Raw genomic sequence first — 12,394 nt, 5'->3', positions numbered from 1 at the left:
CTACAACCCCCCCCTACCAAAATTTTTTCGCCCCGGGCCCCCCCCCCCCCCCCCCCCCCCCCCCCCCCCCCCCCGGCGATATCCATATTTTTTATCGCGATCCCGACCTTTTCAATGCATCCGCCGAACCGCCAGCGCTTCAGGCGACTTCAAGTTCGAAATCGGCTTCGGCCAGGAATTTTTCGGCATCGAGGGCGGCCATGCAGCCCATGCCGGCTGCCGTCACAGCCTGGCGATAGATCTTGTCGGTGACATCGCCGGCTGCGAACACGCCGGGAACCGCGGTGCGACTGGTGCCCTTCTCGACCAGCAGATAACCCTCGTCGAGTTCGAGTTTGCCCTCGAACAATTCGGTGGCCGGTTTGTGGCCGATCGCGACGAAGGCGCCGTCGGTCTCGATATGGCTCTTCTCGCCGGTCACGGTGTCGATCAGATCGACGCCGACCAGCCCTTCGGGATTGCCCCCGCCCACGAAACGCTCGACATTCTTGTTCCAAAGCACCTTGATATTGGGATGCGCGAACAGCCGCTGCTGAAGGATCTTCTCCGCGCGCAGGCTGTCGCGGCGATGGATCAACGTCACGTCATGGCTGTGATTGGTCAGATACAGCGCTTCCTCGACAGCGGTGTTGCCGCCGCCGATCACGACCACCTTCTTGCCGCGATAGAAAAACCCGTCGCAGGTGGCACAGGCCGAAACACCCTTGCCCTGCAGCAGATGCTCGCTTTCAAGCCCCAGCCACTTGGCCTGAGCGCCGGTCGCGATCACCAGCGTATCCGCGACATAGACCGCGCCGCCGTCGCCGTGCAGGCGGAACGGTCGCTCGGACAGGTCGACATCGACGATCTGGTCATAGACGAAATGGGTGCCGACATGCTCGGCCTGGGCCTGCATCTCCTCCATCAGCCACGGGCCCTGGATCACCTCGCGAAAGCCGGGATAATTCTCGACATCGGTGGTGATGGTGAGCTGACCGCCCGGCTGCATGCCCTGGACGACGATCGGCGACAGGCCGGCGCGCGCGCCATAGATCGCGGCGGAAAGCCCTGCCGGCCCCGAGCCGAGAATGAGCATGCGGGTGGAATGCGTTGCAGTCATATCTGAAGAGAATCCCCGATTGAACGGCTTCGGAGATAGGGATTGGGCGCCCGACTCGCAATAAGCCCTCCCATTCACATTACCGGACTCGCATCTTTCCCAGCATTCCCTGAAAACGATTGAATTACCGTCACTTAAGGATTCACATCATTTCAAGCGGAGGCCATTGGCCTGCTGCATTTCAGGAAGACGCGAGGCAAAGACGAATACGGATTTGCGCATGCATCAAAAAGGGCCGTCGCCCCGGCGAAGGCCGGCAACCAAATCACTCCAGGTCAATCTTCGATGGGGAGCAGGAGATTCCGGCCCTCGCCCGAGGACACGCAAAAACCATGTGAGGATATTCTCGCTATTGCGGGGATCGCCATCGAACCTTCAGAAACGGATGCTGGCGCCGATACGGATATCCCGGCCCGCCAGCGGCGCATAATCCGCCAGGAATGAACTGTGGCGGCGTGCTTCGACATCGAAGATGTTGTTGGCGGCCAGGCGCAGCGACAGGAAACCATCCGGCCCCTTGGGGCGCCATTCGATCCGGGCATTGGCCATCGTATAGCCCGGCGTCACGGTTTCGAACGCGGCGATGCGATCCTGTTTCGCGACGCGCTCCACCTCGATACGGCCGACAATCGGATCCGATTGATATTCCAGGCCGCCCAGCACACGGAAAGGCGGAATGAAAGGTGCCGGTCCCAGCCCGTCGATCTTCACGCGCACCAGGTCCATCACCGCATCGCCGACGATCTTGCCCGCGCCGAGTTCGGCAAGCGTCACATTCGCCTCCGCCTCGAAGCCATATTGGCGTGCGCCTGCCGAGGCGAAGGCATAAACGGGCAGATCATCTTCCAGGTCACCGGTCGGCGTCTGGTAGATGAAGTTCGAGAAATCGTTGTAATAGGCGGAGATTTCGATGTTCGCGCGACCGAAGCGCGCACGGATTAGGCCTTCGACACCATTGCTCTTTTCCTTGCCGAAGCCGGGATCGCCGACTTCGAACGCCTGGGTGGCAAGGTGCGGCCCGTTGGCGAACAGTTCCTCGGCCGTCGGTGCGCGTTCGCTATGCGTCAGGTTCACGCCCAGGCGTACGCCGTCGACGACCTCATACAGGCCGCCGATCGACGCGGTGAAGGTATCGAAACTGCGCTCGGCCTGCGGCGTACCGAGTTGGTCGCTCGCTTTGGCCTGCACCTTGCTATGTTCGTAACGGCCGCCGATCTCCGCGCGAAGACGTCCGAAATCGAAATTCTGCACGGTGAAGACGCCGGCTTGCTCGGTGCTGGTCGGCGGCAGGAACGCCTCTTCGCCGACGACGCGGAAATCACGCGTCACGACCTGCGCACCGAACGCCCCGCTCCACGCACCCTGACGGCGCTGCGAGAATTCCAGGCGCCCTTCGATCCCCTTGTTGTAGAAGCGGGTGGCGATATCACCGGTGTCCTCGATCTCGAAATGGCGATAGTCGCCATGGCCCGCGCGCAGACGGATCGCGTCGAGGAATCCGGATGCCGGGGTGATCTCCGCGCGCAGGTCGAAGCGATATTGGCGAACATCGAGTGTCGGCGCCTCCGCCTCGACATCGGGATCGAGCGAGAAGCGGATCGGTACGCCATAGCGATTGTCGAGGCGCGACGCCGAAATGCCGATATTGCCGCCGCTGCCGATATAGGCGACGCCGAAGGCCGCCTCGGTGGCCTTGGTAGCCGTATTGGGCAGTTTCCCCTTCAGGTCGGCGAGTTCGCGGATCTCGGCATTGGACGATGCGGCCGCTTCCTCACGCAAAGCGCGGCTGAGCAAATACCCCCCGGTGCGCAGATCATCGGATTTCGACCAGCTTCCATCGACATGCGCAACAAAGCCGCCACCCAGCGCCACATCACCCGCCGCTGCGGCACGGCGTTCCTCGGCCGCACTGCCATAATCGGCATCGGCGTGGACATGCACGCCTTCCTCGGGCACGCGGCGCGGAATGCGGTTGTCGACCACGCTCACCACGCCGCCGATCGCGGAAGATCCGTAAAGCAGCGCCGACGGCCCGCGCAGAACCTCGATCCGCTCCGCCGTCAGCGGATTGATCGACACGGCATGATCGACCGACGAGGACGAAGCATCGAAGCTGCCGATCCCGTCGATCAGCACGCGGATGCGATCGGCCTGAAGCCCGCGCAGGATCGGGCGCGATGCGGCGGGGCCGAAGGACGTAGCGGTCACACCGGGAAGCTTCGCGAGCGTATCGCCAAGACTGGTCGCCCGCGACGCCGCCAGGTCGCTTCCCGACAGAACCGACGTGCCGGACAGAAGATCGTCACGATTGCGCTGGAGCGCGGTGATGACGATCTCGGGCGCATCGGCATGATCGCCATGCTGCTGATCGTCGCCTTGGGCATGGGCGGGAACCGCTGTGGTGGCGAGCAGGATGGCGATGGCGGAAAGCGAGGTTTTCATGACGTCTCCTCAGGGATTCGCGCGCCCTCCTAATGTGACCATATATCATGTCAATCCCAAAAGGGACAAGGCTTCGTACCTTTCGGCGAACCGGCGGCCCTGATCGACGAACCGTTCGGAACGGGATCCAGATTCCGAGGCAGGTGGACTCAGCTGCCGGCTCGGGAACGACGGTCAACAATGGATATCCGGAGTCGATCCGGTTCAATCTGAACCGGATCCACTCCGGATCAGTAATGCTCGGCCAGATAGGTGGCGATCGCTTCGCCATCCTCCGCCGAGACCGGCGCGCCGTATACCTTGACCATCTTGGTCACCGCAGCGTCCCAGAAGGGTTTGCCCTTGCCACGCGGCTGGGTCTGCACATAATCGAGCGAATGGCAGGCGGCACACTGCGCGGCCACCAGGTCGGCCCCGGGCCCAGGCGGCAAGACCGCCTCCCGCTCTTCAGGCAGCGCGTAGGTCACCACTTTCGCGACGGCCGCCCCGGAAGCCAGCAGCGCCACCGCGCCTGCGATCAAGAGCATCCGCCTCATGCCGCCTTCACCTTCGTCCGTTCGACGACATTGCGCATATAGCCCGGCGGATTCCAGCGTGGTTCCATTGGCTGGGTCTCGCCGCCCAAGCTGGTCGCACGGACAAGCAGGACGTGCTCCCCCGCGGCCAGCGGCAGCAACGCCCGCCATTCGCGAAAGGCATAACGGCCCAGATCCTCACCGAGCACGGCCTTGTGCCAGCTCGCGCCGCCATCCGCCGAAACCGAGACTTCGGCGATGCCGCTGCCGCCGTCAAAGGCGATTCCCCTCAGCGCGAGATCGCGTCCAGCAGCCACGACCGCGCCATCCGCATGGCTGGTGATGAACGAGCGGACGTTGAACCGGCCGATCGGCACCGTCTTGTCGGGCTTGCCGCCCGGCGGCACGCAGGCGCAGTCATTGTCGGGAATGCGATAGGCGGTCTTCATCCAATAGCCGTCGAACGGCTGGTCGAGCACCATGATCTCGCTCAGATGCTTGACCCAATAGGTCCCGAAGCGGCCTGGCACCACCAGCCGCAAGGGGAAGCCGTTGAGGAACGGCAGATCCTCGCCGTTCATGCCCCAGGCCAGCATCACCTCGCCGTCGCGTGCATGGTCCAGGTCGAGAGCCTTGACGAAATCGGCGGTTTCCGGCGTCAGCGGATTGTCGAGCCCGTTGAAAGTCACCTGGACAGCACCGGGCTTGACGCCGGCGCGATCGAGCACCGTCTTGAGCGCGACGCCACGCCAGCGCGCGCACCCCATCGCGCCATTGCCGAGTTGGCCACCGCCGACGCGCGGCTCGACGAATCCCCGGCTGTTGCCCGAACACTGATTGACCGCGACGAGTTCGACGGTGTCCATGCGCTTGAGTTCGGCGAGCGACAGCGACAACGACGTGGCGACATGCCCCCCCACCGTCAGCCGATATGCATCGAGATCGATCTCCAGCGGAATATCGGCGAGATGATAGCGCACGAAGAAAGCGTCGTTCGGCGTGATCGCGCCTTCACCGAATACGGAGAATGGGGTTTCCAGTTGCGGCGGACGTGCAGTCAGTCCGATCATCGGGCGCTTGCCGGGATAGGTGACGAGCGGACGTTCACCATTGTCGAAATTCAGGGTCACGGTATCCGCCGCCCAAGACGGATTTCGCGCATATGCCGCAACGAGCGCGCCTGCCGCTCCCAACATGAGTTGTCGCCGTTCCAGCATCATCGTCCCTTGATATCGATCCGCATTTGATAACCGCCCGAGAGCGGGATCGCTAGCGCCGGCGTCCCTGATGCCGGATATTCGCCGGGCGACCGCGACGCTTGATCACGCGCGGCGGGCCTTTGGGCGGAAGCGCGCCCTTCCCCTCCGGCAGCTCGAAGCGCAGCGCGCCGTTGACGGGATTGGCCTCCGCCAGCCTCAGCTTGAGCCGCATGCCTGACGAATAGACGGTTTCGCTGTCCTCGCCGGTCAGGCTGTGCGTCGCCTCGTCATAGCGGAAATATTCGCCGCCCAGATCGCGAACGGGCACCAGACCGTCCCCTCCCAGTCCCTCCACCGTCGCGAAGAAACCGAAATTCTGGACGCCGGTGATCCGCACATCGAGTATCTCGCCCACCTTCTCGCTCAGATAGGCGGCGACATAGCGATCGACGGTATCGCGTTCCGCTTCCATCGCACGGCGTTCGAGCAGGCTGATATGTTCGCCCGTCCGCTCCATCGTCGCCGCCTCGTCGCCGCTGAGCGCCCCCTCGCCCAGCCCATAGGCCGCGACCAGCGCGCGATGGACGACAAGATCGGAATAGCGGCGGATGGGTGAGGTGAAATGCGCATAGCTGCCCAGCGCCAGCCCGAAATGCCCATGGTTCGCGGGCGCATAATAGGCCTGGGTCTGGGTGCGCAGGATCTGCTCCATCACCTGCGGCTTGTGATCGGAATCGCCGAGGCGGCGGATCACATGGTTGAAAGTGTCGGGACGGATGACCTGGCCCAGCGCGAATTCGAGCCCGAAGGTCTTCAGATATTCCTTGAGCGCCACCAGCTTCTCGCGCGCCGGCGGCTCATGGACGCGATACATGACCGGCGCCTTCTTCGCTTCGAGCGCCTTGGCGGCCGCCACATTGGCGGCGATCATATAATCCTCGATCAGCTTGTGCGCATCGAGCCGCTCGCGCGGCGCGACGGAGAGGATGCGTCCCTTCTCGTCCAGGGCGATCCTGCGCTCGGGCAGGTCGAGATCGAGCGGCGCACGTTTCTCGCGCGCGGCGTACAGCGTTTTCCAGCAGGCCCACAGCGGCAGCAACGCATCCCTGACCAATTCCGGGCTCACGCCATGCGTCGCCAGATCGGCGGGATCGAGGCTGCACGGCGACGATGCCGGCTCGCCCCTTTCTTCCGCGACGGCATCGATCGCCGCCTGGGCATTCTCGTAAGGAATGTTCGCCGCCAGCCGGACGACCGCGCGCGTGAAACGCCAGCCCTTGATCTCACCCTGTTTCGAGATCGTCAGGTGGCAGGCCATGGCGGCGCGATCTTCGCCCGCCTTGAGCGAACAGACGTCCGCCGAAAGGATCTCCGGCAGCATCGGCACCACCCGATCGGGGAAATAGACGCTGTTGCCGCGCCGCTTCGCCTCGCGATCGAGCGCCGAACCGGGGCGCACATAGAAGCTGACATCGGCGATCGCGACGATCGCCTTCCACCCGCCCGGATTTTTCGGATCATCGTCGGGTGCGGCCCAGACCGCATCGTCATGGTCGCGCGCGTCCGCCGGATCGATCGCGACGATCGGCAGGTGGCGGAGATCCTCGCGCCCCTTGCCGAGATCGAGCCTGGCGACGCGCTTCGCCTCCTCAAGCACTTCATCGCCGAAGATGTGCGGAATGCCTAGCTTGTGGATCGCGATCAGCGAAAAGCTGCGCGGTTCGAAGGGATCTCCCAGCCTTTGGGTTACGCGCGCGGTGATCCGTGGCGGCCGCCCGGTCTTTTCCGCAAGCACAAGATCGCCGGCCTCCGCATCGCCCGCATCGGACACGGGCATGTCGCGCCGTTCCTTCTTGTCGAGCCCCTTGAGCCACAATCGGCCGCCCTCTTCATGGAGCACGCCCATCATCAGTTCGGAGCCCCTGGCGAGCTGTTTCAGCGGATGCGCGATCCAGCCCTTGCCCGCTTCCTCGGTACGCGCGAGCACGCGGTCCCCCACGCCGAGTGCGCCCTTGCGGCTCTTTTCCTTGATCCGCAGCCTGGGTTCCGGCCCTTCGGCCTCCCAGCGCTCGGGCACGGCCCAGGCCTGCCCGTCATCGTCGACATCGACGACACGGAGCACCGTCACCTTGGGCACGCCGCCCATCTTGTGAAAAGCGCGGCCGGGTGCGCTGTCGATCAGACCTTCATCGCCCATATCCTTGAGCAAAGCCTTGAGCAGGATCTTTTCCTGCCCCTTCAGCCCGAAAGCCTTGGCGATCTCGCGCTTGCCGGCGGGCTGGGACGAGTCGGTGATGAATTTGAGAATCTGTTCGCGGCTTGGAAGGCCGCCATGGTTTTTTTGTTTTTTCATGGCCCAGAGATAGAGAGTGCAAGACGCAGCGTCACCCCGTCACATGCGGCCGGATTGAAAAATGGAACTTATGACAGCGCTGCCAGAAACATGCTTCCGTCTGTGGGCCAGCCCGCTATGCTAGAGCCGATGACCTTGGATCTTCTGATCATCGGCGGCGGGATCAACGGCTGCGCGATCGCACGCGAAGCCGCGCTCAACGGCCTGTCCGTCCTGCTCGTCGAGAAGGACGATCTGGCCGCCCATACCTCGTCCGCTTCGACCAAGCTGATCCATGGCGGACTGCGTTACCTGGAATATTACGAATTCCGACTGGTCCGCGAGGCGCTGAAGGAACGCGAGCTGCTGTTGAAGGCGGCGCCCCACATCATCCGGCCGATGCATTTCGTGCTGCCGCACGAGAATGCCGTCCGCCCCTGGCTGCTCGTGCGGCTGGGGCTGCTGCTCTACGACTGGATCGGCGGCCGGATCAGCCTGCCGCGCTCTCGCGGCCTGTCACCGAACGACACGGCCTATACCGCACCGCTCAAACGCAAGGCGAAGGGCTTCGTCTATTCCGACTGCCGCGTCGATGATGCACGGCTGACGCTTTTCAACGCGATGGATGCCGCCGATGCCGGCGCGGAGATCGCCACGCGCACCGCACTGCTCTCCGCCCATCGCGACGGCGAGGACTGGACGGCGACATTGTCCGATGGGCGGACCGTGCGGGCGCGCGCGCTCGTCAACGCCGCGGGTCCATGGGTCGCGCAGGCGCTGGACACACTCGGCGCGACCACCCAGGCCCATATCCGGCTGATCAAGGGCAGCCATATCGTCGTCCCGCGCCTGTTCGATGGCGATCACGCCTATATGCTTCAGCAGCCCGATCGCCGGATCGTCTTCGCCATCCCCTATCTGGGCGACTTCACGATGATCGGCACCACCGACATTCCGGTCGAACGCCCCGAGGATGCACGGATCGACGCCGATGAGCGCGCCTATCTGATCGCCGCCGCCAATCGCTACTTCATGCGGGAAATCGCGGAGGCCGATATCGTTTCGACCTGGTCGGGCGTGCGGCCGCTCTATGACGATGGCGCTTCGGAGAGCAAGGCGGTCACGCGCGACTATGTCCTCGAACTCGATGCCGATGGCGCGCCCTTGCTGTCGGTGTTCGGCGGCAAGATCACCACTGCCCGGCACCTCGCCGAGGATGCGCTTGCGAAACTCGCGCCCGCGATGGGCTTCATGGCGCATCCGGTGACGCGCGCCCGCGTTCTTCCGGGCGGCGCCATCCCCGCCCCGGCGCAATTCCTGCGCGAGGTTCAGGCACGCTGGCCGTTCCTGGGCGAGCAACGCGCGACGCGCATGGCCGCGAGCTACGGCCTGCTGCTGCACGAAATTCTCGCCGAGGTGACGGACGAGGCCGGCATGGGGCGGCACTTCGGCGCCGGCTTCACCGAGATCGAGGCACGCTGGATGCGCGACCGCGAATGGGCACATACCCCGGAAGATTGCCTGATGCGGCGAAGCAAGATCGGCCTGCATATGACCGACCAGGAAAGAGACGCGTTTACAATATTTTGGGAAAACAGCGTTAAGACTCGTTAACGCCTTCTCCGCTAGCGTCATGGTCCCAGCAAGATCGATGAGGCACCGGCATGAACACCGCGGAAGCAATCGTTATCTTCACCACGCTGATCGTCGCGGCGACCTTTCTTTTCCTCTGGATGCGCCGCGACCGTGGTGCGGACCCGAAGAATAATATCTCCTGATCAGACGTGATCCGTCGTCCCCGGCTTTCGCCGGGGACGACATGATCGCCGTCAGAACCTCAGGCGCACACCCGCATAGAAGCGGCGGCCATAGGGATCGTACACATCGGCGGTCTCCACGCCCGTCACGCTCGACGCGAAGCCCGCGGGAATGAGCGGCGGATTGCGGTCGAACAGGTTGTTGACGCCAAGATAGGCCTCGTAATTCCGCTTCTCGCCGATCGCGTAGCGGAGCTGCACGTCATGATAGAAGACGTCGCCCACACGGTTCAGCCCCTCGAGATAGTCCTTGTCCGCACCGCTCGCGACATAGCCCAGCCGATCTTGGATCTTGCCCAGATAGGTGACCTGCCAGCTCGCGGTCAGCCCGCCGGAGCGATAGGCGAGACGAGCGCTCGCTTTGTTCTTGAAGCCCGTGCCCAGGCGGCCTGCCGCATAGAGCTGCCCCAGATTCTCCTCGATCGGGCCACCGGCGAATGACTGTTTCTCCAGCGCCAGCAGGCGCGTGTAGAGCAGGTTCACACTGATATTGTCGTCCTCGGCCAAGCCCAGCGCACGGCTATAGTTCAGGTTGAAATCGATCCCCCGCGTCTTGATGCTCGCGACGTTCATCAACGTGGTCGACATGGTGTAGAGCTTGCCGGTCGGGAAACGCTGGATCTGGCTGCAATAGACCGGATCACCGGTTTCGATGCAGCGATTGACCAGGATCTGCGCGGGCAGCGAGCCCACGGCGCCGTCGATCTTGATGTCGAAATAATCGACCGACAGGCTGAAACCGGGCAGTGCGCGCGGCGTCAGCACCGCGCCCACGGTCAGGGTCTTGGCGGTTTCCTCGCGCAGATTGGGATTGCCCCCCTCGGTGATCCCCATCCAGTTGAGATCGAACGAGGTATAGGTGAAGGCGCCGCCATTCGCCGCCGCTTCCTGCAACAGCCCCGGAATGGCGCGGCAGGTCGCATCCTGCGGGCGGGTGCTGGTGGCCGTCGTACCGGCGCATGGATCGATGACCGTCGCGCCGCTCGCGCCGCCCGTGATGCTCGCGTAAAGCTCCGCGACATTGGGCGCGCGATTGGCCTCGGCGTAGTTGGCGCGGAAGCGAAGCCCCCGGATCGGCGCATATTCGACGCCGGCATTCCAGCTCAGCACCGTACCCACCGTCGAATAATCCGAATAGCGCGCGGCTGCTGTGACCCCCAGATATTCGAAGACCGGGCGATCGGCGAGGATCGGCGCATTGATTTCGCCGAACACTTCCTTGACGTCGAACTGGCCGACAAGGTCGTCATAGCGGGTGCCGGTGCCGTCGCCGCGATTGGTGATCGGATCCCAGTCGGTCGAGCTTTTTTCCTTCCGATATTCGGCGCCGAGCGCGATGCCGAGATCGCCGGCGGGCAAGGTCAGCAGGCTGCCGGTCAAGCTGGCCGAGACGACATGCTGGGTGTTCTTGATGTGCGCGTAGCGCGGCACCGTCACATAATCGGCGCCTGGCTGCGTTACCGTGTTGAACCCGAACAGGTTGATCGGCACGCAGCCCGCCGCACGCGCGGCCGGATCGCGGCAGACGACCTGGTTGGTCGCGCTATCCACGATCGAATCGAGCGCGGCGCGATAGCGGGGGGCGTCGATATCCTGCGTGGTCGTGCTGTCCTTCATGCTGCCGAAGACGTAGGAGAGTTCGTATTTCCAGTTGTTCGCGAAGGATCCGCGCAGGCCGGCGGCGACGCGCCAGGTGTCGCGTTCATTCTCGTTGCTGCGATTATAGACCTCGTTCTGACGGCGCCGGAACTGGATCGCCTTGATGTCGTTCGCGGGATCGGCGTCCGCGTTGCGCGAGGCGATCAGGGTCTGGATCGACGCCGGGATATAGGCGTTGGTGATCGGCATGCCGAGCTCGCCATTCTTGTAGATGAAGCTCCAGTCGAACGAATAGGCTTCGAGGAGCGCCGACGACTTCACCTTGCCATAGGTCGGCTCGACGAATGCCGTGAGCTTGTCCGCGATTTCATAGGTCAGGTTCGCCGAGGCGATATAGCGCTCCACGGGCAGCGAGATGCGGCGATCCCAGTTGCGGTTATAGGCGAGCGACTGCGGGAAACCCATGACGAGCGCATTGCTCTGGTCGAAGGTGAAGACCTGGGCGCTTCCCGTCGCGGTGCGCAGATCGAACCGGCCCTGCGGCGCATAGGAACTATATGCCGGCACGCCGACCAGCGCGAGCGAGCGGTCCTCGCGCGAGATGGCGCGGTTCCTGGAGAGCAGCCCCTTGTCCGATTCATGCGTGAAATTGAGCGCGATGCGACCGCGATCGTCGGCGCCCCAGCTCGTTCCCCCGGTGACGCTCACCAGATAGCGCGGATTGTCGCCCCGCGAGGTCAGGCCATATTCGGCGCGGGCGGTGATGCCGTCGATCTTGTCCTTGAGCACGAAATTGACGACGCCCGCGACCGCGTCCGAACCGTAGATGGCGGAGGTGCCGCCCGTCACGACCTCGACGCGTTCGACGAAATCGGTCGGGATATTGTTGAGGTCGACCGCCGACGTGCCCGCGAATCCGGCGACGAAACGACGTCCGTTGACCAGCACGAGCGTGCGGCTGGGGCCGAGGTTGCGCAGATCGACCGACGCCGCACCGTTGCCCGTGGCCGAGAAGTTCGAATTGGAGCGCGTCGTGCCGATGCCGACCTGCGGCATTTCACGCAGCACGTCCTGGATGTTCGACGCGCCGTCCTGTTCCAGCGCGGCGGAATTGATTACGGCGATCGGGATATTGGCATCGATGTCGGGTCGCGCGATGCGCGATCCCGTCACCACGATGGCGTCGGTGGATTCGGCGGTATCGGCAGCGCCGGCATCGCTCTGCGCAAGCAGCGGGCTCGCCGAGCCGATCGCCACGACCACCGCCGCGCCATTCGCCAGCAACCTGGCCTTGGTCAGTTTCGTACGCATAGTCTGAAGTCCCCTTTATTGACCGAGGCGGCACGCAGCAGGGCTTCCGTCCCGCGCATGCGCACGGATCCGCCCTCCCC

The 12,394-nt window shown here is 63.9% G+C and carries 7 protein-coding genes; 1 reads left to right on the top strand and 6 read right to left on the bottom strand.

Annotated elements, in window-relative coordinates; all coding sequences use genetic code 11:
- Positions 1-139 precede the first annotated feature (139 nt).
- The 5 genes from trxB to K7G82_RS03145 form a co-directional block, all read right to left on the bottom strand.
- Complete coding sequence (gene trxB / locus K7G82_RS03165) at positions 140-1,099, bottom strand: thioredoxin-disulfide reductase (RefSeq protein ID WP_222988345.1); 960 nt, start codon at positions 1,097-1,099, stop codon at positions 140-142.
- Positions 1,100-1,474: 375 nt separating this feature from the next.
- Positions 1,475-3,541 carry a TonB-dependent receptor gene (locus tag K7G82_RS03160; RefSeq protein ID WP_222988344.1) on the bottom strand — a complete coding sequence of 689 codons (2,067 nt, stop codon included), beginning with the start codon at positions 3,539-3,541 and terminating at the stop codon, positions 1,475-1,477.
- A 230-nt stretch (positions 3,542-3,771) separates the two neighbouring features.
- Positions 3,772-4,077 carry a SorB family sulfite dehydrogenase c-type cytochrome subunit gene (gene sorB / locus K7G82_RS03155; protein WP_222988343.1) on the bottom strand — a complete coding sequence of 102 codons (306 nt, stop codon included), beginning with the start codon at positions 4,075-4,077 and terminating at the stop codon, positions 3,772-3,774.
- Positions 4,074-5,276, bottom strand: a complete 1,203-nt coding sequence (gene sorA / locus K7G82_RS03150) for a SorA family sulfite dehydrogenase catalytic subunit (RefSeq protein WP_343228512.1) — start codon at positions 5,274-5,276, stop codon at positions 4,074-4,076. The genes sorB and sorA overlap by 4 nt, the downstream gene beginning before the upstream one ends.
- Before the next feature lie 49 nt (positions 5,277-5,325).
- Positions 5,326-7,608: a ribonuclease R family protein gene (locus K7G82_RS03145; protein ID WP_222988341.1), complete on the bottom strand. Its 2,283-nt coding sequence runs from the start codon at positions 7,606-7,608 to the stop codon at positions 5,326-5,328.
- A 129-nt stretch (positions 7,609-7,737) separates the two neighbouring features.
- Between K7G82_RS03145 and glpD the strand changes: the two genes are divergently transcribed.
- Complete coding sequence (gene glpD, locus K7G82_RS03140) at positions 7,738-9,201, top strand: glycerol-3-phosphate dehydrogenase (protein ID WP_222988340.1); 1,464 nt, start codon at positions 7,738-7,740, stop codon at positions 9,199-9,201.
- A gap of 215 nt (positions 9,202-9,416) precedes the next feature.
- Here the strand turns inward: glpD and K7G82_RS03135 are convergent, their stop codons facing one another.
- Positions 9,417-12,314 (bottom strand): TonB-dependent receptor domain-containing protein, encoded by a 2,898-nt coding sequence (locus tag K7G82_RS03135; protein ID WP_222988339.1) that lies wholly within the window; start codon positions 12,312-12,314, stop codon positions 9,417-9,419.
- Between the last annotated feature and the right edge of the window lie 80 nt (positions 12,315-12,394).

It is taken from the genome of Sphingomonas colocasiae, from assembly GCF_019880585.1.
In the GTDB taxonomy this organism is placed as follows: domain Bacteria; phylum Pseudomonadota; class Alphaproteobacteria; order Sphingomonadales; family Sphingomonadaceae; genus Sphingobium_A; species Sphingobium_A colocasiae.
Note: the sequence above shows the minus strand (reverse complement) of the source record. Positions and strands in the feature narration are given on the sequence as shown.